This window comes from Bradyrhizobium sp. Pha-3, assembly GCF_042258615.1.
Classification (GTDB): domain Bacteria; phylum Pseudomonadota; class Alphaproteobacteria; order Rhizobiales; family Xanthobacteraceae; genus Bradyrhizobium.
In genome coordinates this window covers 498,960-522,336 of sequence record NZ_CP170152.1, presented here as the reverse complement: position 1 = coordinate 522,336, position 23,377 = coordinate 498,960, and the positions used below count along the sequence as shown (strand labels likewise).

The window sequence follows — 23,377 nt, the reverse complement described above, 5'->3', positions numbered from 1 at the left end:
AGCGGAGGCTGCGCGCGCGCATAGAGCTGCTCCGCGTCCCTCATGCCGTGCCCAACAGGCAGCGGGGAGACGATCGGAGCAAGCATGACAGAGACCGCCAGACATCCCGGGCCGGAATTGGCCAGCCGGAGAAGACGTCCCCTCCGACGAGCCGGAGGACGCCCCGACGGCGGCCGCTTGCGCGCATCGCCGGACGAACAAGGCGAAATGGAGCGGCTCCATGCGTCGCTCGCCGCCGTGACGCCGGACAATCACCCGCGCACCGCGAGGCTGCTCGCATCGAGCACCCGCAAGATTGCCCAGAAGGTGATCGAGGAGGCCGGAGAGGTTGCGCTCGAGACGGTCAAGCACCGGCCCGAGGCGATCGTCCGCGAGAGCGCCGATCTGCTCTACCACCTCGTCGCGCTATGGCATCGCGCCGGCGTCGACCCCGGATCGGTCTGGATCGAGATGCGTCGCCGCGCTGACGAACTTGGAATTGCCGAAAAGCCGCCGAAAGCGCGCCACCGGGACTCAGGTCCGTCCACCCCAGCAACAAGGCGGCAGGGGGGCGGCCATGAGCAAGACAAATGACATCTTCGGACAAGCCCGTCGGCCGACCGCCGCCGATGCCGTCAGGCGTCCCGCAACGGCCAACGACCCGCTCGTCCCAGTGATGCAGAGCGTCATCGGTCTCATCAACGAGAGCGCGGGCCTCGTGCGCCATCTCGCCGCGCTCGGCATCGTGCTGATGCTCGACACCGACCGCGCGCCTCCGCGGCGCCGGCCGGCGGCAGATCCTGTCCCGGCGCCTGAAGCCAACAACATCATCCGTTTTCCGACTCCCAAAAATACCAAACCACGCAAATGAGAAGGAATGAGTCATGACCGTCGTCAATGACTTGAAAATGCACGCGTCCGATCGTGAGGCGACCGCCTGCTCTGTCGGCACTGCCGTGCTGGACCGCGCGCATCTCGGTGATATCCACGGCGCGCTTGGAAGCATCGCCGAGGATGACGTCGCGCCGCGCGCGACATTACTGGCCCGGTTGAAGACCCTGCTGGCGATCGTCGGTCCCGGCCTGATCGTGATGGTCGGCGACAACGATGCCGGCGCCTTCGGCACCTATACCCAGGCCGGTCAGAATTACGGCACCACGCTGCTGTGGACGCTGCTGCTGCTGATCCCCGTACTCTACGTCAACCAGGAGATGGTGGTGCGGCTCGGCGCCGTCACCGGCGTCGGCCATGCGCGGCTGATCTTCGAGCGCTTCGGCAAGTTCTGGGGCGCCTTCAGCGTCATCGACCTCTTGGTGCTGAATGCGCTGACCATCGTCACCGAATTCATCGGCATCACGTTCGCGCTTCATTTTCTCGGCGTCTCGCAGTTCTGGGGCGTATTGTCCTCGGCTGTTATCGTGATGCTGGCGGTGTCGACCGGAGACTTCCGCCGTTTCGAACGCTTCGGCATCGTGCTGGTTGCAGGCAGCCTGTTGCTGGTGCCCATCATCCTGATGGTGCATCCGCCGGTCGGGCAGATCGCGGCTGATTTCCTGGTGCCGAAGATGCCGCAGGACGCCAAGCTGAGCGAGGTGATGCTGCTGATCGTCGCCATCGTCGGCACCACGGTTGCGCCGTGGCAGTTGTTCTTCCAGCAGAGCTACATCGTCGACAAGCGGATCACGCCGCGCTTCATCCGCTATGAGCGGATGGATCTGTGCATCGGCATCGTGCTGGTCGTGGTCGGCGCCGTGGCGATGATCTCGTTCTGCGCCGAGGTGTTCGCCGGAAAGCTCGAATTCGGCAATTACACCGACGCGCTGGGAACCGCGGTCGGCTTAGAGAAGTATGCCGGCCGGCTGCCGGCGGTGCTGTTTGCCCTCGCATTGCTGGATGCCTGCATCATCGGCGCGGCCGCGGTCTCCCTCTCGACGGCCTATGCGATCGGTGACGTGTTCGCGGTCAAGCACTCGCTGCACCGCAAGCCGTGGGACGCGAAGGGCTTCTACGGCGTCTATTGCGGGCTGATCGTGCTCGCTGCCGTGCTGGTGCTGACGCCGGGCACGCCGCTCGGACTGCTCACCAACGCGGTGCAGACGCTGGCCGGCGTGCTACTGCCGAGCGCGACCGTGTTCCTGCTGCTGCTCTGCAACGACCGCCACATCCTCGGGCCCTGGATCAATTCGACCCGGCTGAACCTGTTCACTGGCGCGGTGGTCGCTGGCCTCGTGATGCTGTCGGTGATCCTGACTGCCGCGGTGCTGTTCCCGGATCTCAGCGAGCAATGGATCATCGGCATCCTGGTCGGCGGCAGCCTGCTCGCGCTCGCGGTCACGGCGGCCGTCAAACTGTACGAGACGTTGTCGCACGGTCGCGCGTCCGCCCGCTTCAAGCACAAGCCGCCGCTGTTCGACCGCGACACCTGGCGGATGCCGCCGCTTGACCGGTTGCCGCCCGCGCGGCTCAGCCCGCTGAGCCGGATCTGGATGCTGGTGCTGCGTGGCTATCTGGTCGTCGCTGCCGGCCTCGTGCTGCTGCGGATCGTCCAGCTCGCCACGGTGGGGGCGTGACGACACTCGGCCGCGGCCGACGATGGGGCGCGATCGTGTTGTTCAGGCTGGCGAGCGCCATCCTGCGCGGCGCGACCGCGCTCTATCAGCGGCGTGTGATTTCAGGCGCCGATCTGCGGACGGCGCTGTCGATGGCGCGATGCGTCGAACGGGCCGGCGCAAGGGTCGTGCTCGGCAGGCCATCGCTGCCGGCATTCATCAAGACAAGGGACGAAGACAATGGTGGCCTCGATTGAACGGTCGGATCTCGACCGATTTGCCACAGATGCGCGGTCGATCGCAGCGGATGAGACCCACAGCCTCGTGGTGTTACGCGACTGTCATAGTGGCGTGCAAATCGGAGAGATAACCGGCGCGCCTCAGTTGCTATTGCGAATTACTTGCAACAAGCAACTGGGGATGCTAGGTGCTGATCTGGCTTTGGATGGGACGACACGGATCGGACCGGGGACGGCGGGCAATGAATTCAAATCTCGGGTGGCCAGTGGCCGCCAAATCTGCAATGCCGGGCGAAACCGCCAACCGTTCGCGGAAAGCCGCGTCATGACCTGCGTCCGTCTCTTCCGGGTTCGGATCGCCGCCGGCGCAGCGCTCGGCGCGGCGGCATTCGGCGCGCCGGCATCCGCGGCCGATATGGCCGTCAAGTCACCGGCGATGGACGCGGCGGTTTACACCTGGACCGGCTTCTACGTCGGCGGCCATGTCGGCTATGGCGACGGCAGCCTCGGTCCCGATACCAATCCGCTTCCCTTGCAGGGCGTCTTCTTTCCGCACAGTGTCACGGGAGGGATCGGCGGCTTCCAGGCCGGATACAATCACCAGTTCGCAAACCGCTTCGTGCTCGGCGTCGAGGCCGATGCGACATTCGTGGGCCCGGTCGATCTGCCGCGGCGAAGGCTCGGCCCCTTCAATAGCGCCATCGACTATGTCGGCACCGTGCGCGGTCGCGCCGGCTACAGCTTTGGCACCTGGATGCCATACATCACCGGGGGCTTCGCCTGGGGCCACAGCCAGGTCAGGGTCAACGATGCCGCCGGCAACGTGATCTCGGAGCCCGGCCAGTATCAGACCGGCTGGACTGTCGGCGCCGGCGCCGAATTCGCGCTCAGCGGCAATTGGACCGCCAAGCTCGAATACGACTACATCGACCTGTCGCGCCGCACGCTCGGTCTCAACGACTTCGGCATGCCCGGCGTCAGCATCGAGCCACGGCTGCAGATGCTGAAATTCGGCCTGAACTACCAGCTTGGCGACTCGCCCTGGTCGGCGACGCCGGCCAAGCCCCTGCTGCCGGAATCCGACAATTGGTCCGTTCATGCGCAGACGACGCTGATCGGACAGGGCTACCCGGCCATTCGTTCGGCCTATAGCGGCACCGACAGCCTTCCGGCGGGCGGACAGGCGCAGCAGACCTGGACCACGACGGCGTTTCTCGGCGTGCGGCTCTGGGAAGGCGGCGAGCTCTATTTCAATCCCGAGACCGCGCAGGGCTTCGGCCTCAACGGCACGCTCGGCCTTGCCGGCTTCCCGAACGGCGAGGCTCAGAAGGCCGGCGCCGAGTATCCGAGGATCCGGCCGCAGCGCTACTATCTCAAGCAGACCTTCGGCTTCGGCGGCGAGCAGGAAGACGTCCCTGATGGCCCCAACCAGATCGCGGGCAAGCGCGACATTGATCGCCTCACCCTTATCGTTGGCCGCTTCGCAATCGGCGATTTCTTCGACGGCAATTCCTACGCCAAGGACCCCCGCGCCGACTTCATGAACTGGGCGATGTGGTCGTCCGCCGCCTATGACTTCCCGGCCGACCTGCCCGGTTACACCCGCGGCGTCGTGGTCGAGTTCAACCGCAAGGACTGGGCGGTGCGCGCCGGCGTATTCGAGGTGCCTGATGCACCGAACAGCGACGTGCTGGTCTTCAACGCCAACAATGGCGGTGCGGTGGTGGAATTCGAAGGCCGCTATTCGATCTTCGACCAACCCGGCAAGGTGCGTGTCGGCGTGTTCGGCAATCGCGGCTTCACCGGCAACTATCGCCAAGCGCTCGCGATCGAGGATGCCAATCCGGGGCTCGACATCAACGACGTGATGGCCGGCATCCGCAAGGCCAACACCAAGTACGGCTTCTACCTGAATGGCGAGCAGCAGATCGCAACCGATGTCGGCCTGTTCGGCCGCCTCAGCTGGAACGATGGCCGGAACGAGATCCTGTCGTTCACCGATGTTGATCGCAGCGTCTCCGGCGGCCTGTCGATCAAGGGCAGCTACTGGGGCCGGGCGAACGACACGATCGGCATCGGCGGTGCGGTCAACGGCCTTTCAGCTGCACATCGCGACTACCTCGCCGCCGGCGGCCTCGGCCTTCTGATCGGCGACGGCGCGCTGAACTACAGCCCGGAGCGGATCCTGGAGACCTACTACGCCTACCAGGTGAACAAGAACCTGACGCTGACCGCGGACTATCAGTTCATCACCAACCCCGCCTACAATGCCGATCGCGGCCCGGTGCACATCTTCTCCGGCCGCATCCACGGGGAATTCTGAGCAATGGCGCTCTCCCGATGAGAGGGTGCTGGGGCACTACCGCCCCCGGCAGTCCCACCGTTCCTTGACCGATCGGACATGGTACGCGGAGCCCCACACATTCGGTTTTTGGCATACGACTAGTGCGTTCGTCCAAATGGGGATATGTCGGCATCACCGGGGAGAACAATCGTAACGCAGATCGACGGCCGATGGACCTTTCACTCGCCTCCCCTTACGGTCCGACGCCCCGCTCGCCACCGACCCGGCGAGAGGTCACCGCTCCAGCCTGGGTGACCGTCGCGATTTTCGCTACCGCAGCCTTCTTCGGCGCCGAGGTGTCCAATGCCGCATCTGCTTCGGCGGAAGCCATTAAATCGTCGCCTGCTCGCGCTTGTACCGGTGACGCTGGCTTCCTGCACAGCGATCTTCGCTGCCATCTTCTGGATTTCGTCATGATGGCGAGGCGATCGATGGCCATCGAAGGCTTCAGACGATGGGCAGCCGTCGGAATTCTTTCGCTGACAAGCTTCGTCTTGCACAGCGCCTTAGATCTGCATCGAGAGCGCTGGATTTCACACACCAGTCTTCGAAACGTCTTATCAGGAACGCGATGGTTGGAGCGGCTTGGAGAGTGGCTGGTTCTCGGAGCCCGACGACAAACTCAACAAACCGACCGGGATTTGCGCAGTGAACGGATCGATTGAGCACAGCGAACGGATGCTTATGGCCCACTACGCGTTCGCGATCCATGCGAACTTCATCGTCACCACCGACTATCAGCTGGTCGCAAATCACACCAACGTCAATCGCGGACGGCCTTCCGCTTTCTCCTGCCGGTTGCACGGCAAATCCCAGACAAGGCGCCCGTAATGAACCTGCAGGATATCCGGACGCCAGCCCTTGGACAGGCGCTGCGGCCAAACGTTTGGGACGTGGTCGCGCTGGTTCTCATCACCGGCACCATGGTGGCGCTCGTCTATGGCGGCGAGCAGACCACGCTTCCGCTGTCGACACTCGACGTCAATCCGGTATCGCTCGATCCAGCCAATTTGCCGCTGTATGCGTTGCGCACGACCATGCGCATGCTGCTGGCAATCGCATGCTCGATCGTCTTCACGTTCATCTATGCGGCGCTCGCGGCGAAGAGCCGGCGTGCCGAGATCGTCCTGATCCCGCTGCTCGACATCCTGCAATCGGTCCCGATCCTCGGCTTTCTCACCTTTACGGTCGTCTTCTTCCTGAACCTGTTTCCGGGCAAGGTGCTCGGCGCCGAACTGGCGTGTGTGTTCGCGATCTTCACCAGCCAAGCCTGGAACATGACCTTCAGCATGTACCAGTCGATGCGCAATGTGCCCAAGGATCTGGAGGAGGCTTCCCAAAGCTTTCATCTGACGGGGTGGCAGCGGTTCTGGCGGCTCGACGTACCGTTCGCCATGCCGGGGCTGATCTGGAACACAATGATGTCGATGTCGGGCGGCTGGTTCTTCGTGGTGGCCTCCGAGGCCATCACCGTCGGAAACACCACGGTGACGCTGCCGGGCATCGGCTCCTACGTCGCTCTGGCTATTCAGCAGCAGAACCTGGCTGCGATCGGCTATGCCATCATGGCGATGCTTCTGGTGATCATCGCCTATGATCAATTGCTGTTTCGCCCGGTGGTGGCGTGGGCCGACAAATTCCGATTCGAGCAGACCGCCTCGGCCAGCGCACCGACGTCATGGATGCTCGATCTGTTTCGGCGGACGCGTGCGCTTCGTGCACTGACCTATCCGTTCGCGGCATTGAACAAGGCCGTCTCGAACTTGCATATCGGATTTCCGCGCGGCGCCGTAGCGGCGAAGGGCAAGAGCGAGCGGCCATCTCGGGTGATCGACGCCGTCTGGCTCACCATCATCCTTGCCGGCACCGGATTCGCCGCCTGGAAGAGCTATCAGTATCTGTCGGCGACGCTCGATCTTTCCGACGTCGTCACCGCGGTCGGGTACGGCTTCATCACTCTGGCACGCGTGGCCGTGCTGATCGCGCTGGCCACCCTGATATGGGTCCCGATCGGAGTGTGGATCGGGCTGCGGCCAAAGCTCGCCGAGCGGATTCAGCCGCTCGCGCAGTTTCTGGCGGCGTTTCCCGCCAATCTCGCCTTTCCGGTGTTCGTGGTCATCATCGTTCGCTTCGGCCTGAGCCCGAATATCTGGCTCAGTCCGCTGATGATCCTGGGCACCCAGTGGTACATCCTGTTCAACGTGATCGCGGGCGCCAGCGCATTCCCGACCGATCTTCGTGAAGCTGCCGGCAGTTTCCACCTCAAGGGATGGCGGTGGTGGGTCAAGGTCGTGCTGCCCGGGATTTTCCCTTATTACATCACCGGCGCCATCACCGCCTCGGGCGGATCCTGGAATGCCTCGATCGTCGCGGAGGTCGCAAGCTGGGGTGATACCCATCTCACCGCAACAGGGCTCGGGGCCTACATCGCGAAAGCGACCGAAGCCGGCGACTTCCCCCGGGTCGTCCTCGGCATCGCCATCATGTGCGTGTTGGTAACGCTGTTCAATCGCCTCCTGTGGAGGCCGCTGTATGCCTTTGGCGAGCGCCGCCTTCGCCTTGGCTAATCAGGAGGACTGCATGCTCGATCAACCCAACCAACCCAGCCTGCTCGATATCCGTGGCGTCTGCCGGTCGTTTCCCAAGGGTAGCGGCGAGGAGCTACTGGTGCTGGAGAAAGTCGACCTGACGCTGCGGTCGGGCGAGATCGTGGGCCTGCTCGGCCGCTCCGGGTCGGGCAAATCGACACTGCTGCGCATCATCGCCGGCCTGGTCACGCCAACCTCCGGCGACGCGAAATGCCGGGGCGAAGCAATCAAGGGACCGCCGAACGGGGTCGCGATGGTGTTCCAGTCGTTTGCACTGTTCCCTTGGCTGACGGTTCTGCAGAACGTCGAGCTCGGACTGGAGGCATTGGGGATCGATAGCGCCGAACGCCGCAAACGGGCGCTCGCCGCAATCGACCTGATCGGCCTCGACGGGTTCGAGTCGGCCTACCCCAAAGAGCTGTCGGGTGGCATGCGACAGCGCGTCGGCTTTGCCCGGGCGTTGGTGGTCCATCCGGACCTGCTGTTGATGGACGAGCCGTTCTCGGCGCTCGATGTGCTCACCGCCGAGACACTGCGGACCGATCTTATCGACCTCTGGATCGAGGGTCGGCTGCCGATCAAATCGGTGCTCATGGTGACGCACAACATCGAGGAAGCGGTCCTGATGTGCGACCGCATCCTTGTCTTCTCGTCCAATCCCGGACGCGTCGCAGCCGAGATCAAGGTCGACCTGCCCCATCCGCGCAACCGCCTCGATCCAATGTTTCGACAACTGGTCGACAGCATCTATGCCCGCATGACGCAGCGTCCGGAGCCCAAAACGCCCGCCATCGAGGGTATCCCGGGCAGCGGCGTGGGGATGGTCCTCAATCACGTTTCGTCGAACGTGCTTTCGGGCCTGATCGAGACCCTTGCCGGCCCACCATATGACGGGCACGCCGACCTGCCGGTCCTTGCCGGTCATCTGCAGCTCGAGGCTGACGACATCTTTCACCTCGGTGAAGCGCTGCAATTGTTACGGTTCGCGCAATTGAGCGAAGGCGACCTGATGCTGAGCGATGCCGGCAAGCGATTCGCCCACCTCGAGACTGACGCGCGCAAGCGGCTGTTCGCGGAGCACCTCGTCAACTATGTGCCGGTGATGGGTCTGATCCGCCGCGTGCTCGATGAGCGGCCGTCGCACTCGGCTCCGGCAGCGCGCTTCCGCAACGAACTGGAAGACTATATGTCGGAAGACTACGCCGACGAGACGCTGAAGACGATTGTGTCGTGGGGCCGCTACGCCGAACTATTCGCGTATGATGAGCAGTCGGAGCTGTTCAGCCTGGAGAATCCTCACTAGCCAGTGGTCATGTTCGCGCGCTCTCCCGGCGGCTGAGGAGACGTTGGAAGCATCCTCAGTCGATTTTCTAGCGTAAGCACAGCTGCGACAAAGTGATGCCGCCGCCGCAGGTCGGCCGGAAAATGCCAATGTTTGCCGTGCGTCCGATGCGAACGCCTCGCATTACTTCGCTCATGCAAATCCTTCGCAAACACCTCGATTGACGCTATTCGGCGAACTCCATATCTGCGCGACAACGGAGATCCGGGCCCCTCTGGCGTGAGCTTCATCGGCGGCTTGCGCGATGTCGGATTACATCGCTCGCCCGCCGACAAGGAGCAAACATGCTGAGCGGCATCGCCTACTTCATCGTACAGACAGTGATCCTCGATCCCTTGCAGACAGAGATTTCCGACCGCCTTGTGAGGGCGCGCGTACCGCCGCAGATCATCACCCAAGTGAGCGAGTGCACGAAGTCGTCGCTGCCCGCGCTAGTGCGGCGCGCGACGGACGATCCGCAATGGGCGATCGTGATCGCACTCGACGTCTGGCTGAAGAGGAAAACGCCGGAAAAGGTCGTCGAAGAGGCTGCGCCTTCGTGCAAGCCCGTGATGGATTCGGCGCGATCCTATTTCGCCAAGGGGACCGTATGACGATCAAGGTGATCGACGAGCCGATGCCAGTGCGTCCTCCCGGAAGCGGTCTCGATCGTTCGCTCAGAATTGCGATCGGAAGCTTTGCCGTCAGCGTCGCTGTGCTTTCGATCAAGTACGTCGCGTACCTGATCACGGGAAGCATCGCGCTCTATTCGGACGCGCTCGAGAGCATCATCAACGTCGTGACGGCGTCGGCAGTTATCGTTGCCGTGAAGATCGCGGCTAATCCGCCCGATGCCGAGCATCCGTACGGTCATCACAAGGCGGAGTATCTGTCTGCTGTCGTCGTCGGCATCATGATCGTTGCTGCCGCCGTCGCCATCATGAAGGAGGCGTATGGAGGCTTCCTGTCGCCCAAGCCGATCGAGTCGGCGGGCGCCGGTCTGTCCGTGAGCTTGATCGCAACCGCGTTCAATCTGGGCTGGAGCCTGTTCTTGATCCGTCAGGGACGCAACCACAAATCGGCGTCGCTAGTCGCGGACGGAAAGCATCTGATGGCGGACGTTGCGACGTCCGTTGGCGTCATCGTCGGCGTTGGCCTCGTCGTCGTCACGGGCATCGTCGAACTCGACGCGGCGATCGCAGCGCTGGTCGCGCTGCATGTTCTTTGGAGCGGCTGGGGGGTTATCCGCGAAAGCACCAGCGGGCTGCTCGACGAATCTGCGCCGGCCGAGGAGGTCGCGGCGATCAAGGAGGCGATCACCCGTAATGCGAGCGGTGCTATCGAGGCTCATGGCCTGCGGACACGTCACGCCGGTAAGGCCTTGTTCGTCGAATTTAATCTGGTGGTCCCGACCGAAATGAGCACCGGGAATGCGCACGAAATCTGCGACCGGATCGAGGCCGGAATCAGGGACCGGTTCGAAGGCGCGATCACGACGATCCATGTCGAGCCGGCGCACGAGGCGAAACCCGCCAGTGCCGTTGTATCGTGAACGACAAAGTCGGGGCGGCCAACGCCCTCTCCCCACTTAAATATATGTAGACCCCCCGGGCTTGCCGCAAGCCCGGGGTCATCCCGTAGAACGCGCGCCCAATCGAACGGAGGGGTGCGGGATGCGGGAACATGCTGTGGTGATTGCCGGCGGAGGGCCGACCGGGCTGATGCTGGCGTGCGAGCTGGCGCTGGCCGGCGTCGATGTTGCGATTGTCGAGCGGCGCGAGAGTCCGGACCTGATCGGCGCGCGGGCGGGCGGTCTGCACGCGCGCACCATCGAGGTGCTCGACCAGCGCGGCATCGGCGACCGCTTCGTCGCGCTGGGGACGCGCCATCCGGCGGTGCTGTTCCACTCCCATCTGGTTCCGCTCGAGATCGGCGACTTCCCGACCCGGCGCAATTTCACGCTGGGGCTGCGGCAGAACCATATCGAGCGTGTGCTCGGCGAATGGGCCGAACAACTGGCGGTACCGATCGATCGCGGGCGCGACGTGACCGGATTCACGCAGGACGACGACGGCGTCGACGTCGCGCTGTCGGACGGCCAATTGCTCCGCGCACAGTATCTGGTCGGCTGCGACGGTGGCCGCAGCATCGTCCGCAAGGCGGCCGGCATCGAATTCGCCGGATGGGATCCGACCCGGAGCTGGCTAATCGCCGAGGCCGAGGCATCGGACGAACCGGAATGGGGCTTTCGCCAGGACGACACCGGCATCTATGCCATCGGCAAGGTGGAAGACGGGGAACGGGTGCGGCTCGTGCTGACCGAGCGGCAACTCGGCACCGACAGGGAGCCGACCCTGCGCGACGTCAGCGAGCGGCTGGTCGCGGTGTACGGCACCGATTTCGGCATCCACAGTCCGGTCTGGATCTCGCGCTTCACCGACATGACCCGGCAGGCCGTGACCTACCGCAAGCAGCGCGTGCTGCTGGCCGGCGATGCCGCCCATGTGCATCCGCCGATGGGCGGACAGGGCCTCAATATCGGCGTGCAGGATGCGGTGAACCTGGGCTGGAAGCTCGCCCAGGTGATCAAGCAGACATCGCCGGACAGCCTGCTCGACACCTATCAGGCCGAACGGCATCCGGTGGCGGCCCGCGTGCTGCGCAACACCATGGCGCATGTCGCGCTCGGGTGGACCGACGCGCGCAGCAAGGCGCTGCACGAGATCGTCTCCGAACTGCTGCGCATGGACGAGCCGCGCCGAAAATTCGCCGCGATGATGTCGGGCCTCGACCTGCACTACGATCTCGGCTGTGGCCATCCGCTGCTCGGACGCCGCATGCCCGATCTCGATCTGGTGACGCGCGACGGTCCGCTGCGGGTCTTCGCGCTGCTGCACGAGGCACGGCCGGTGCTGTTCAATTTCGGTGAGCCCGGCAGCTTCGACATCGCGGGATGGAAAGATCTGGTTCAGCTGATCGACGCCGATTATGCCGGCGCGTGGGAGCTTCCCGCCCTCGGAACGGTTCCGGCACCTACCGCGGTGCTGGTCCGGCCCGACGGTTATGTGGCGTGGGTCGGAGATCGGAGTCAGTCAGGACTTGCCGCGGCGCTGACCAGATGGTTCGGCGCGCCATCAGCTTGACGAACATGCGTAGCCCGGATGGAGCGAAACGGTCGATCCGGAGAGAGCGGCCCCGGATTTCGCTACGCTTCATCCGGGCTACGAAGCGACGCTTTCGCCGCTACCCCGCCGGCTGGAACGAATCCGCGCGCGCCATCGCCCAGGCGTCGCGGAAGCGGGAATCCTGGGTGCCTTCGAGCAGTTCGCCCGGGCGCAGCGTCGGATAGAGCTGTGCGAAGGTGCGGACGTCGGTGGTCGAGCTTCGCTGCGAGAAGTGGATCGGGCGCAAATCCTTGGTGTGCTCGAGGCCGGCGGCGGCCAGCAGCTCGGTCAGCGCGTGCAGGGTCGAGTGGTGGTAGTTGTACACGCGCTCGATCTTGCCCGGCACGTAGAGCGCGCGGTTGCGGATCGGGTCTTGCGAGGTGACGCCGGTCGGGCAGCGATCGGTGTGGCAGCTCAGGGACTGGATGCAGCCGAGCGCGAACATGAAGCCGCGCGCCGAATTGCACCAGTCGGCCCCGATCGCCATCGCGCGCGCCATGTCGAAGGCGGTCGCGATCTTGCCGGCAGCGCCGATCTTGATGCGGTCGCGCGCGCCGATGCCGATCAGCGCGTTGTGGACGAAATTGACGCCCTCGCGCATCGGCATGCCCAGATGATCCATGAATTCGAGCGGCGCGGCGCCGGTGCCGCCCTCATTGCCGTCGACCACGATGAAGTCGGGATAGAGCCCGCTCTCCTTCATCGCCTTGCAGATCGCCAGGAACTCCCAGGGATGGCCGATGCACATCTTGAACCCGGCCGGCTTGCCGCCGGACAGTTTGCGCATTTGCTCCACGAATTCCATCATCTGCAGCGGCGTCGAGAACGCCTTGTGATAGGCCGGCGAGATGCAGTCCTCGCCCATCGGCACGCCCCGGATCTTGGAGATCTCCTCGGAGACCTTGGCGGCTGGCAGCACGCCGCCGTGGCCGGGCTTGGCGCCCTGGCTGATCTTGAGCTCGACCATCTTGATCTGATCGTCGCCCGCGACGCTGGCGAACAGCTCCGGATTGAAGGTGCCGTCGCGGTTGCGGCAGCCGAAATAGCCGGAGCCGATCTCCCAGATGATGTCGCCGCCCATCTCGCGGTGATAGGGGCTGACGCCGCCCTCGCCGGTGTCGTGGGCGAAGCCGCCCTTCTTGGCGCCGGCATTCAGCGCCCGCACCGCGTTCGGGCTGAGCGCGCCGAAGCTCATCGCCGAGATGTTGAAGACCGAGGCCGAATACGGCTTGGTGCAGTCGGGGCCGCCGATCGTAATGCGGAATTTCTCGTCGGCACGCGGCTTCGGCGCCACCGAGTGGTGCATCCACTCATAGCCCTCGCGGTAGACGTCCTCCTGGGTGCCGAACGGCCGCTTGTCGAGCACCATCTTGGCGCGCTGATAGACCACCGCGCGGGTGTCGCGGGAGAACGGCATGCCGTCCTTCTCGCTCTCGAAGAAATACTGCCGCATCTCGGGGCGGATTTCCTCGAGCAGGAAGCGGACATGGGCTGAGATCGGGTAGTTGCGCAGCACCGCATGGTTCTTCTGCGTAAAGTCGCGGATGCCGAGCAGTGTCAGCGCGCCGAAGATCACGAGCGGGATCAGGATGATCTTGAAGACCTTGTGGTCGAAAATTCCGACCAGCAGCAGCAGCGTGGTGACGACGGCGCAGATCGTCAGCACGATGAAGCGCGGCGAGAACGGAAGCAGCATCGTTTCCATCAAATCCTCCGGTCTGCCTTGAATACCCTGTCGGCCGTAAGCCTAATCCAACTCGCGGAACAAGTGCACTACGGTTATACGGCCGAGCGGTCACAGATGTGACAACCGCCCGATCGGGCGGGTACGGGTGCCAAGCATATCGAAACGAAACCGGCTTTTGCAGTGCAACGAAGGGGAGCTTCACAAAGACTGCGCCCCCTCTCCCGCTTGCGGGCAGGCGCGCGGCCAAAATATCGAAAACAACCCCATGCAAAGTAGCCGGCGGACAGGGCAACTTGACACGTCGGGCAACTCACCGGCATTATTCCATTATCCAGAAATCGTGCGGACGCCCCGGGGCCATCGTATATGGGAAAGCCCTGCTGCGTCGCTTCCCTGCGGCCATCCTTCGAGACGCCCGCCATTGAGTCCGCGGCACCTCCACCACGTCGTCCCTGCGAAAGCAGGGACCCATACGCCGCGGCGGACCTTGTTGGAGGGACTCGTCGTTCCGGCATCGCCCAACAATTAGCACTTGTGGTTATGGGTCCCTGCTTTCGCAGGGACGACGATGAGGATGGTTCTCGTTTCAAAGCGTCGCCCCAAGCGGTGTGATCACCCGCGCGTGTGGGTGCGCTTGGGGGGGAGTGAGGAAAGAGCACCGTTCGCCTAATGGCTGTGCGGCTGCAATTCGTGGGGGATATGCCCCGCCTTCAGGCCGTCGCTGGCGAGCCACGCATTGGTGGTGTCGAGGGCGCGTGCGATGTGATCTGATGTCCGGGAGAAATCGTAGGGCGAGCCGACCAGCGGACAGAGCGGCGGGACCACGAAATACTCGACGTCGGGACCGATGTTCTCGAGCTCGTTGACCAGCTGCCGCGCGATCAGGAGCGTCAGCGCATGCAACGCATTGGCGAGCGCGCCGACCGGCGGCGCCTGGTTGGCGCAGGCATGCCCGGTCGGCAGCACGATCAGGCGCTTGGCCCCATGCTTCACGGCGACGCGGACCGGCGTGTTGCTGGAGATCGCACCATCGGCGAGGAAACGATCGCGATAGTGCACCGGCGTGAACGCGCCGGGGATCGCGGTCGACGCAACGATCGCCTCGGCCGCCGAGCCCTCCGACAGCACCACGCTGTCGCCGCTGATGATGTCGGTCGTGACGATGTGGATCGGGAGCCGCGCGTCCTCGAGATTGCGGAACGGGATGTAATCGTCGATCAGCTTGCGGACGCCGTCATGCGAAATCAGGAAGTCGCGCCGCCACAGGAAGCCCACCAGCGTCCGCCAGGTCACCGGAAACACGTCCTGCCGGTTCAGGCCGCGCCAGATCTCGGCCAGCCGTGCGACGCCCGAGACCGTCGGGTCGCCGGCATAGAACGCGCCGTTCAAGGCGCCGACGCTGGAGCCGACCACCATGTCGGCAGCCACGCCATGCGCAGCCAGCGCCTGCAACATGCCGACCTGGATCGCGCCAAAGCTACCGCCGCCGGCGAACACAAAGGCGGTCTTGGGTGCATCCGGATCGGTGATGGACAAGGTGCTGCTCCCTGATCGCCGCGTTCGGGAAACGGCTGCGCGGCGTTGGGACCGTTATAGCAAGTGAGAAACGGTGCACGCCACAGTCGCCGTCGTCGTCCTGGCGAAGGCCAGGACCCATTACCCCGAATGCAAAAGGCTGGAGCCCGATGGGGCCCCAGCCTTCGCAAAACAGGGAACGGTGGTAATGGGTCCTGGCTTTCGCCAGGACGACAACCTCTTAACGCTCGACGGCCTTAGCGCTCGACGAACGCCTTCTCGATCACGAAGTGACCGGGGGTGTTGCCGCTGCCTTCCTTGAAGCCGCGGGTCTCGAACAGCTGCTTCAGTTCTTCCAGCATCGCCGGGCTGCCGCACATCATGATGCGATCGGTCTCGATGTCGAGCGGGCCCTGATGCAGGTCGGCGAACAGCTGGTTGGAGGTGATCAGGTCGGTGATGCGGCCGCGGTTGCGGAACGGCTCGCGCGTCACGGTCGGATAGTAGGAGAGCTTCTCGGACAGCAGCGGCCCGAACAGCTCGTCGTCGCGCAGCTTGGCGACCAGCTCCTCGCCGTAGGCGAGCTCGGAGACCTGGCGGCAGCCATGCACCAGCAGGATCTGATCGTAGCGATCATAGACCTCGGGGTCCTTGATCAGGCTCGCGAACGGCGCAAGACCAGTGCCGGTCGACAGCAGCATCAGCCGCTTGCCGGGGATCAGATTGTCGGTGATCAGCGTGCCGGTCGCCTTGCGGCCGACCAGGATGGTGTCGCCTTCGCGGATCTTCTGCAGCTTGGAGGTGAGCGGGCCGTCCTGCACCTTGATCGAGAAGAACTCGAGCTCTTCCTCGTGATTGGCGCTCGCCATCGAATAGGCGCGCAGCAGCGGCCGGCCGTCGACCTCGAGGCCGATCATGGCAAACTGGCCATTCTGGAAGCGGAAACCGGAATCGCGGGTGGCTCGGAAGCTGAAAAGCGTATCGGTCCAGTGCTGGACAGCAAGAACTTTCTCTCGATAGAACGCGCTCATGGGATTTCGTTTTCTCGACTGATCAGATTTAGAATGGTTTGATTTCTAGACTGCTCGCGACGGCGCTGATGTGGCCGAAATCATTGAAGATCTCGCGTGTCCATTGCGCCAATGCAGGAGATAGTCAAGATCAACTGGCGTGCAATTGCGATCTCAGAATGGCAGTCGTTCGATTTCGCGCAGAGGTTCAGCCACGACATCGTTAACACGTGGCGCTGCAGGTAATTTACTTGCTGAGATCGGCGCCGATCTGGCAATTAATTACTACGAAACCCGCGGTGAAGGGAAAATGATCTCGTGGTCCTGATCAGCCAGCGAATCTTCCTGGAAACCATCAAAAAATATTGTTTGGCGCGCTCCATTGCCGTCGACGTGCGGTCCGGCGGCTGGCTGGTCATCATGACCAGGGGCGACACGCGGCGGCTTGCGATCGGCTACGACATCGGGCTGAACAGCGCCGTCGCGCATCAGGTCGCCAACGACAAATCGGCCTGCGCTGAAGTGCTGGCATCGGCCGGCGTGTCAGCCATTCCGCACGCGCTGTTTCTCGGCACTAGGCTAAGCAAGCACATCCCGGGATCGGACTCGCTGGACGCGATGTTGCTACTGCTCGCGCAGCATCCGCACGGACTTGTCGTCAAGCCCAATGAGGGGACGTCCGGCGAACTCGTCTTCCGCGTCACGACGCGAACGCAGCTGGAGACCGCGGTCGCGCGCATCCTCGCCGCGCATCCAAGCCTTGCGATCTCGCCTTACGTCGAGATCAAGGACGAGGTGCGCGTCGTGCTGCTCGATGATCGCGCGCTGATCGTCTACGGCAAGACGCGCCCGTCGGTGATTGGCGACGGCGTTCGCTCGCTGCGCGCGCTGGCGCAGGCGGCCGCGACGGCCGAACAACTGAAGGACCTCTGCGAGGATTTCGATGCCGCCGCACTCGACGCCATTCCGCCGGCCGGCCAACCGCTTCTGCTCAACTGGCGGCACAATCTCGATGCCGGTGCCGAGCCGGTGCTGCTCACGGATGGTATGACGCGCGACGCCTGCGTCGCGCTCGCCATCAAGGCCGCGCAGGCCGTCGGCATCCGCTTCGCCTCGATCGACGTCGTGCGCGTTGACGGCGCGTGGCAGGTCCTCGAGGTGAATTCGGGCGTCAAGATGGAAGCGCTGGGCCGCCGCCATCCGGCGCTGGTCGAGGCGGCGTATTCGGCGGCGCTGGACGCCGCGTTCGCGTAAGCAGCGTGCCACGCGCTTGCCTTGAGCGCCCGATCATTCCAGCGGGTGCTCTTTCTCATAGGCGGCGACGATCAGTTCCGATTGCTCGACCTGTGCGGTGAGACGGTCGATCTCGGCTTGCGTCTCCGGAAACACGTCAGCGCCTGCCGCATTTCCAGACTGCAACTCCGCGAGAAGTTCACGATTCCTCGTGATCTGCTCGCGGTGCCAATCGATTTCGGGATCGTCTTGCATGGGTCTGTGTCTCGATCGGCCAGGAATTACGACGCCAGCTCGCGCAGCAGCGTGGATGGATAAACCGGTTTGGCAAAGAATTTGACGCCGTCAGGCAGATCGCTGGGCGGCGCCAGGCCCGAGATCACGAGCACGCGCACGCGTGGGTCGCAATCCAGGGCCCATTGTGCGAGTTCGATGCCGTTCATTCTGCCCGTGAGCTTGATGTCGGTGACCAGCAGCGACGGATGACGCATCTTGATGGCCAGCGCAGCCGTCTCGCCATCCTCGCATTGGATGACGTCGAAATGCCCTTCCTTCAACAACAGCGCAATCATGTCGCGCTGGATCGTGTCGTCTTCGACCACAATTGCGGTTTGGTGAATTGACCTCGCGTAGCCCATGGCAACCTCCAAACGGTCAACCCCAGTGTCAATGACTGAGGACGCTTAAAGTTCTGGTTCCGGACTCGATAACCGGCGGGTTCCGGCGGACGTTTGCAAGTTCCGAGCGGAACAACATTCGAGGTTACCGCGTCATTGATGAGAGACGAGCCAGACGGTTCGGGGCCTGGGGAAAGGAAGTCTTGCCAGGAGGCAAAGCTGATGAAGAACGCTGTACGGTCGGAGCAGGATTTTTCTGAACCCTACAAAGCCGACGCGGCGGCTGGCGCACCCAGCTATCTGTCCTCTGGACGACGGGTCGAAGACCCGGTCTCTGATGCCAACGTCGTGCGGCATCAGGCGATGGAGCGACAGACGGCCGGTTCGCTTGGCGACCGCCTTGGTGCTCGCCTGCCGCCTGACGTCGTTTCCGAAATGGAAGCGGAGCTCAAACAGCAAGTCGATCGGCTTGTCGCGGAACGACATTAGCTCGTGAAGCGACGAGTTCGCAGACTTCAACAGCGGAAACTCGCCTGCCGATGATGCTCCAGAGATCGCGGCGTGGAAACTCGAAGCAAGATCCCCGCCGGATCAATGGAGTTTTGATGGGAGCGATCCTCGGACGCGCGATCTTTCAGGTCATGGTTGTTCTGGCGGCGGTCGGCATCGTTGCCCTCGCTTCTATGGCGGTCCACGGCGGCTATGCGCGCGCGGCGGTGCAGCTTGCGGCAAAATTCACTCCGTCACTTTGACCGATTCAGCGACTTGCTCATCCGGCTCAAGGGAGTACGCTGATGCGCATTAATCGATCCGGATGCAGATTATGCGCAAACTCCTTTTGAGCTTCCTCGCAGTCGCGGCGTTCGCCGCTGCCTTCGATCCAGCGCCCGCCAACGCCGTATTTTGGCGCGGCGTCACGGCACCGACGAATATCGACATCCACGGCTATCCGATCATCAAGGAGCCGCCGCCGAGCACATGCCAGTTGATCCATGTGAACGGCTTCTGGGTCCGGCAGTGCCTGGATTTGTCGCATCGCTATTGGCGATGAACGAAGCCGCGCTTCGTCGGGACAGTTCGGGACCGCTCCGGTTGCCCTCGCCTGGATTGCGTCTGCAACGCAATCCGGCCTCTCCCGCAAGGAGAGAGGCCGCACTTCGAGGCTAGTTGGCTCCGCCCGCAGAATCGTCGAGCGCCTTGAAGGCGTCTTCGAGCTGCGGTGAGAGCGCGACATTGAGCTTCTCGCCGGTCGGCAGGCGGGCGACGAACCACTTGTTGTAGAGCGGGATGATGTCGCGGTTCGAGGCGAGCTTGCGGAAGGCGCGCTCGACCACGTCCTTCATCTGCGGCTCGCCCTTGCGGTACATGATCCCGTAGGGATCGTAGGACAGATAGTCGCCGGTGACGCGGAATTTGTCCTGCGACTTGTGCCGCGCGATCAGGCCGTAGAGCAGGATGTCGTCGGTCGCGAACGCATCCGCCTTGCCCTCCACCAGCATCTGGTAGGACTGCTCATGGTCGCCGGCGGTCACGATGTTGAGGCCGAGCTGTTGCCTGGCGTCGACATTGTGCATCGCCTGCTCGTTGGTGGTGCCCTTGGTCACGACCACCGTCTTGCCCTTCAAGTCGGCGACCTGGTTGACGCCGGAGGCCTTCGGCACCATCAGCTTGGTGCCGGCCACGAACATCAGCGGCGAGAACGCGACCTGCTTGCCGCGCTCGGCATTCGCCGTGGTCGATCCGCATTCGAGATCGATCTTCTTGTCGACGACCGCCGCAATGCGGTCGTCCGAGGTGACCTTGACGTAGTCGATCTTGAGGTTGGCGTCGTCGACCTCGGCCGCGATCTCATCGACGATCGCATCGCACAGCTCGAGGCTGTAGCCGATCGGCCGGTTGGAGTGGTCGAGGAACGAGAACGGCGGCGAGCTTTCGCGATAGCCGATCCGCACCGCGTGCGTGGCCTTGATGTTGGCGAGCGTGGGGCTGAGCCCCTCGCCCGCCGGCTGTGCGGACACCGGTCCGATCAGCAGGCTTGCCGCCAGCAGACATGCTGACAGCAGGCATGTCGACAGTCGAGGCGCCTCAGCCCGTATCGGCCTCCAGCGGGCGCGATGCATGCATCCCTCCCGTCAATGACCGGCCATCACGGCGCCGGGCACCGCATCCTGCGGCACCGCGTCGTCGGGCCCGAGCTCGTGCTCGGCCTTCAACTCACCTTCCCACTTCGCGACCACGGCGGTCGCCAGCGAGTTGCCGATCACGTTGGTGGCGCTGCGGCCCATGTCGAGGAAGGTGTCGATGCCCATGATCATCAACAGGCCGGCCTCCGGGATGCCGAACTGCGACAGTGTCGAGGCGATCACCACCAGCGAAGCGCGCGGCACGCCGGCGACGCCCTTCGAGGTGATCATCAAGGTGGCCAGCATCGCGAGTTGCGTGCCGAGCGACATCTCGATGTGGTAGGTCTGCGCGATGAAGATGCTCGCGAAGGTGCAGTACATCATCGTGCCGTCGAGATTGAAGGAATAGCCGAGCGGCAGCACGAAGGCCGAGATCCGCGAGGAGGCGCCGAACTTGTTCAGCCCCTCCAGCGTCTTCGGATAGGCCGCCTCCGAGGAGGCGGTCGAGAACGCGATCATCAGCGGCTCGCGGATCAGCCTCAGCAGATGGCTGTAGCGCGGCCCGATCACGATGAAGCCGACCATCACCAGGATGCCCCACAGGATCAGCAGCGACAGATAGAAGCCGCCCATGAAGACGATCAGCTTCCAGAGCACGCCGAGGCCGTTCTTCGAGACGGTCGCCATGATCGCGGCCCACACCGCGATCGGCGCGAACAGCATCACATAGCTCGTGACCTTGAGCATGATGTGGGCGAGATCGTCGATCAGGCTCATGATCGGCTTGGCCCGCTCAGGCATGGCGCCGAGCGCGACCGCGAAGAACACCGCGAACACCACGATCTGCAGGATCTCGTTCTGCGCCATCGCGTCCGCGATCGAGGTCGGGATCAGATGGGTCAGGAATTTCTCGATCGAGAAGGCTGAGACCGGCAGGCCGGTCGACTGCGCCTTGTCGGGCAGCGTGCCGGGGAAATTGGCGCCCGGCTGCAACAAATTGACCATCACGAGGCCGAGCAGCAGCGAAACAAAGGAGGCGGAGATGAACCAGCCCATGGTCTTGGCGAAGATGCGCCCGAGCTTGGCGCCGCTTCCCATATGGGCGATGCCGCCGACGAGGGTTGCAAACACCAGTGGCGCGATGATCATCTTGATCAGGCGCAGGAACAGCATTGCGATCAGGTTGACGTCGGCTGCGATCTCGGCGCGGCTGTCAGGAAAATAGTTGAAGACAATCGTTCCCATTGCGATGCCAAGGACCATCGCAAGCAGGATATACTGCGTAAACCTGTTCGACATTCTCTTACCCCCGTAAGTTCCCGGCGAAGGGCAAGTGTGGCAGATTTACGCAGCTACGCAACACGCTTCGCGCCGCGCGGGACTTTGCCGATCTGTTCCGGTTGTGGAATGCCAGCGCGGAGACTAGCGTTCATGCAGCGCACAATCTGTGCAATGAGCTGCGCACAGTGCAGTCAGTCTGCATGCGAAACGACCAACGCCAAAGGAACGGCAAGGGGAGACACCGCCTATGAACGACACCGTCAATCGCCAGATCCTGCTTGTTGAAAAGCCGACCGGCAAGCTCGGCCCCGAGCATTTTCGCCTGACCAAGGGCACGGTCCCCGCGCCGAAGGACGGCGAGGCGCTGGTACGGACGCGCTACATCTCGCTCGACGCCGCCAACCGCGCCTGGATGCACGGCGCCACCTACCGCGCTGCGGTGGAAGCCAACACCGTGATGGCCGGCGGCAGCATCGCCGAAGTGGTGTCGTCGAATGACCCGAGCCTGAAGCCGGGCGATATCGTGTTCGGCGACACCGGCTGGCAGGACTATGCCGCCGTGCCCGCCAAGCACCTGGCCAGGATGCCGAAGCTCGAGCCGATGACGCATTTGCTCAGCGTCTACGGCATTGCCGGCCTGACCGCCTATTTCGGCCTGCTTCATGTCGGCAAGCCGAAGGAGGGCGAGACCGTGGTGGTGTCGGCGGCCGCCGGCTCGGTCGGCTCGATCGTCGGCCAGATCGCCAAGATCAAGGGCTGCCGCGTGGTCGGCATCGCCGGCGGCAAGGACAAGTGCCACTGGCTGACCTCGGAGCTCGGCTTCGACGCCGCGGTCGACTACAAGGACGGCGCCACCTACAAGGCGCTGCGCGCCGCGGCGCCCAAGGGCATCGACGTCTATTTCGACAATGTCGGCGGCGACATCCTGGAGGCCTGCCTGGCCCAGATGAACAACCGCGGCCGCATCGCCTGCTGCGGCGCGATCTCGCAATATGACGGCGTGCCCTCCGCGCACGGCCCCCGCGGCGTGCCCGGTCTGATCGTGGTGAAGCGGCTGATCATGCAGGGCTTCATCGTGATGGACTACATGGACCAGCGCGATGCCGCGCTCGCCGACCTGCAATCCTGGGTCGCCTCGGGCAAGCTCAAGGTCCAGGAAGACGTCATCGACGGCATCGAGAACACGCCGCAGGCGCTGATCGGCCTGCTCGCCGGCGAAAACCGCGGCAAGCGCATGGTGAAGGTGTAACGGGAAGCGCTCTCAAACCCGTCATCCTGAGGAGCGCGTTAGCGCGTCTCGAAGGATGCACGGCCCCGCTGGTGGCCGTCGACCCTTCGAGACGGCCGCTTCGCGGCCTCCTCAGGGTGACGGGGATGGATTTGGTGCGCGGGGCCTTAATGCACCATGCCCGACGCCTGCGGCTAACCCACCCTCCGCTGTTGATCCCGTCATCCCCGCGCAAAGGCTTCGCCTTTGTCGCTGGAGGAGCGCCAACGGGTCCGCGCAAAGCGCGGCCCGATGACAGGCTCCGCGCGTCTCGAAGGATGCACGGCCCCGCTGGTGGCCGTCGACCCTTCGAGACGGCCGCTTCGCGGCCTCCTCAGGGTGACGGGGATGGATTCGGTGCGCGGGGCCTTAATGCACCATGCTCGACGCCTGCGGCTAACTCACCCTCCGCTGTTGATCCCGTCATCCTGAGGAGTGCGTAGCGCGTCTCGAAGGATGC

The 23,377-nt window shown here is 63.7% G+C and carries 23 protein-coding genes; 16 read left to right on the top strand and 7 right to left on the bottom strand.

Annotated features, from left to right (window positions below):
- Positions 1 to 177: 177 nt before the first annotated feature.
- The 11 genes from hisE (at position 178) to ACE10Z_RS02365 (ending at position 12,163) form a co-directional block, all read left to right on the top strand.
- Positions 178 to 573: a phosphoribosyl-ATP diphosphatase gene (gene hisE / locus ACE10Z_RS02415; protein WP_375786518.1), complete on the top strand. Its 396-nt coding sequence runs from the start codon at positions 178 to 180 to the stop codon at positions 571 to 573.
- Positions 557 to 850 (top strand): hypothetical protein, encoded by a 294-nt coding sequence (locus ACE10Z_RS02410; protein ID WP_375786517.1) that lies wholly within the window; start codon positions 557 to 559, stop codon positions 848 to 850. The genes hisE and ACE10Z_RS02410 overlap by 17 nt, the downstream gene beginning before the upstream one ends.
- Positions 851 to 887: 37 nt before the next feature.
- Complete coding sequence (locus tag ACE10Z_RS02405; protein WP_375790082.1) at positions 888 to 2,549, top strand: NRAMP family divalent metal transporter; 1,662 nt, start codon at positions 888 to 890, stop codon at positions 2,547 to 2,549.
- Complete coding sequence (locus ACE10Z_RS02400; protein WP_375786516.1) at positions 2,546 to 2,785, top strand: hypothetical protein; 240 nt, start codon at positions 2,546 to 2,548, stop codon at positions 2,783 to 2,785. The genes ACE10Z_RS02405 and ACE10Z_RS02400 overlap by 4 nt, the downstream gene beginning before the upstream one ends.
- Before the next feature lie 307 nt (positions 2,786 to 3,092).
- Positions 3,093 to 5,090 (top strand): carbohydrate porin, encoded by a 1,998-nt coding sequence (locus ACE10Z_RS02395; protein ID WP_375786515.1) that lies wholly within the window; start codon positions 3,093 to 3,095, stop codon positions 5,088 to 5,090.
- 191 nt (positions 5,091 to 5,281) lie between these two features.
- Positions 5,282 to 5,776, top strand: coding sequence for a hypothetical protein (locus ACE10Z_RS02390; RefSeq protein WP_375786514.1), 495 nt, complete (start codon positions 5,282 to 5,284; stop codon positions 5,774 to 5,776).
- Between the two features lie 165 nt (positions 5,777 to 5,941).
- On the top strand, positions 5,942 to 7,678 hold the full coding sequence (locus ACE10Z_RS02385) for an ABC transporter permease (protein ID WP_375786513.1): 1,737 nt from the start codon (positions 5,942 to 5,944) through the stop codon (positions 7,676 to 7,678).
- Between the two features lie 13 nt (positions 7,679 to 7,691).
- Positions 7,692 to 9,002 carry an AAA-associated domain-containing protein gene (locus ACE10Z_RS02380; RefSeq protein WP_375786512.1) on the top strand — a complete coding sequence of 437 codons (1,311 nt, stop codon included), beginning with the start codon at positions 7,692 to 7,694 and terminating at the stop codon, positions 9,000 to 9,002.
- Positions 9,003 to 9,325: 323 nt separating this feature from the next.
- Positions 9,326 to 9,634, top strand: a complete 309-nt coding sequence (locus tag ACE10Z_RS02375) for a hypothetical protein (protein ID WP_375786511.1) — start codon at positions 9,326 to 9,328, stop codon at positions 9,632 to 9,634.
- A gap of 23 nt (positions 9,635 to 9,657) precedes the next feature.
- Positions 9,658 to 10,572, top strand: a complete 915-nt coding sequence (locus ACE10Z_RS02370; protein ID WP_375790081.1) for a cation diffusion facilitator family transporter — start codon at positions 9,658 to 9,660, stop codon at positions 10,570 to 10,572.
- A gap of 121 nt (positions 10,573 to 10,693) precedes the next feature.
- Complete coding sequence (locus ACE10Z_RS02365) at positions 10,694 to 12,163, top strand: FAD-dependent monooxygenase (protein WP_375786510.1); 1,470 nt, start codon at positions 10,694 to 10,696, stop codon at positions 12,161 to 12,163.
- Between the two features lie 100 nt (positions 12,164 to 12,263).
- On the opposite strand, the gene ACE10Z_RS02360 is transcribed toward ACE10Z_RS02365, so the two are convergent.
- From ACE10Z_RS02360 to ACE10Z_RS02350, 3 genes are all read right to left on the bottom strand, one after another.
- Complete coding sequence (locus ACE10Z_RS02360) at positions 12,264 to 13,889, bottom strand: FMN-binding glutamate synthase family protein (RefSeq protein ID WP_375786509.1); 1,626 nt, start codon at positions 13,887 to 13,889, stop codon at positions 12,264 to 12,266.
- A 648-nt stretch (positions 13,890 to 14,537) separates the two neighbouring features.
- The gene (locus ACE10Z_RS02355; RefSeq protein WP_375786508.1) at positions 14,538 to 15,407 is read right to left on the bottom strand and encodes a patatin-like phospholipase family protein; all 870 of its coding nucleotides are present in this window, start codon (positions 15,405 to 15,407) and stop codon (positions 14,538 to 14,540) included.
- Between the two features lie 236 nt (positions 15,408 to 15,643).
- On the bottom strand, positions 15,644 to 16,417 hold the full coding sequence (locus ACE10Z_RS02350) for a ferredoxin--NADP reductase (protein WP_375786507.1): 774 nt from the start codon (positions 16,415 to 16,417) through the stop codon (positions 15,644 to 15,646).
- A 297-nt stretch (positions 16,418 to 16,714) separates the two neighbouring features.
- Between ACE10Z_RS02350 and ACE10Z_RS02345 the strand changes: the two genes are divergently transcribed.
- Positions 16,715 to 17,650 (top strand): RimK family alpha-L-glutamate ligase, encoded by a 936-nt coding sequence (locus tag ACE10Z_RS02345; protein WP_375786506.1) that lies wholly within the window; start codon positions 16,715 to 16,717, stop codon positions 17,648 to 17,650.
- Positions 17,651 to 17,683: 33 nt separating this feature from the next.
- Here the strand turns inward: ACE10Z_RS02345 and ACE10Z_RS02340 are convergent, their stop codons facing one another.
- On the bottom strand, positions 17,684 to 17,884 hold the full coding sequence (locus ACE10Z_RS02340; RefSeq protein ID WP_375786505.1) for a hypothetical protein: 201 nt from the start codon (positions 17,882 to 17,884) through the stop codon (positions 17,684 to 17,686).
- A gap of 26 nt (positions 17,885 to 17,910) precedes the next feature.
- Positions 17,911 to 18,279, bottom strand: coding sequence for a response regulator (locus ACE10Z_RS02335; protein ID WP_375786504.1), 369 nt, complete (start codon positions 18,277 to 18,279; stop codon positions 17,911 to 17,913).
- A 189-nt stretch (positions 18,280 to 18,468) separates the two neighbouring features.
- Between ACE10Z_RS02335 and ACE10Z_RS02330 the strand changes: the two genes are divergently transcribed.
- The 3 genes from ACE10Z_RS02330 (at position 18,469) to ACE10Z_RS02320 (ending at position 19,297) form a co-directional block, all read left to right on the top strand.
- Positions 18,469 to 18,735 (top strand): hypothetical protein, encoded by a 267-nt coding sequence (locus ACE10Z_RS02330; protein ID WP_375786503.1) that lies wholly within the window; start codon positions 18,469 to 18,471, stop codon positions 18,733 to 18,735.
- A 116-nt stretch (positions 18,736 to 18,851) separates the two neighbouring features.
- A complete protein-coding gene (locus ACE10Z_RS02325) occupies positions 18,852 to 18,998 on the top strand; it encodes a hypothetical protein (protein ID WP_375786502.1) in 147 nt (48 codons plus the stop codon).
- 71 nt (positions 18,999 to 19,069) lie between these two features.
- On the top strand, positions 19,070 to 19,297 hold the full coding sequence (locus tag ACE10Z_RS02320; RefSeq protein WP_375786501.1) for a hypothetical protein: 228 nt from the start codon (positions 19,070 to 19,072) through the stop codon (positions 19,295 to 19,297).
- A gap of 112 nt (positions 19,298 to 19,409) precedes the next feature.
- Here the strand turns inward: ACE10Z_RS02320 and ACE10Z_RS02315 are convergent, their stop codons facing one another.
- Together ACE10Z_RS02315 and ACE10Z_RS02310 are read right to left on the bottom strand one after the other, a co-directional pair.
- Entirely contained in the window at positions 19,410 to 20,366 is a 957-nt protein-coding gene (locus ACE10Z_RS02315; RefSeq protein ID WP_375786500.1) for an amino acid ABC transporter substrate-binding protein, read from the bottom strand.
- A gap of 12 nt (positions 20,367 to 20,378) precedes the next feature.
- A complete protein-coding gene (locus ACE10Z_RS02310; protein ID WP_375786499.1) occupies positions 20,379 to 21,668 on the bottom strand; it encodes a dicarboxylate/amino acid:cation symporter in 1,290 nt (429 codons plus the stop codon).
- Between the two features lie 229 nt (positions 21,669 to 21,897).
- On the opposite strand from ACE10Z_RS02310, the gene ACE10Z_RS02305 reads away from it, so the two are divergent.
- Positions 21,898 to 22,899: an NADP-dependent oxidoreductase gene (locus ACE10Z_RS02305; protein ID WP_375786498.1), complete on the top strand. Its 1,002-nt coding sequence runs from the start codon at positions 21,898 to 21,900 to the stop codon at positions 22,897 to 22,899.
- Positions 22,900 to 23,377: the final 478 nt, after the last annotated feature.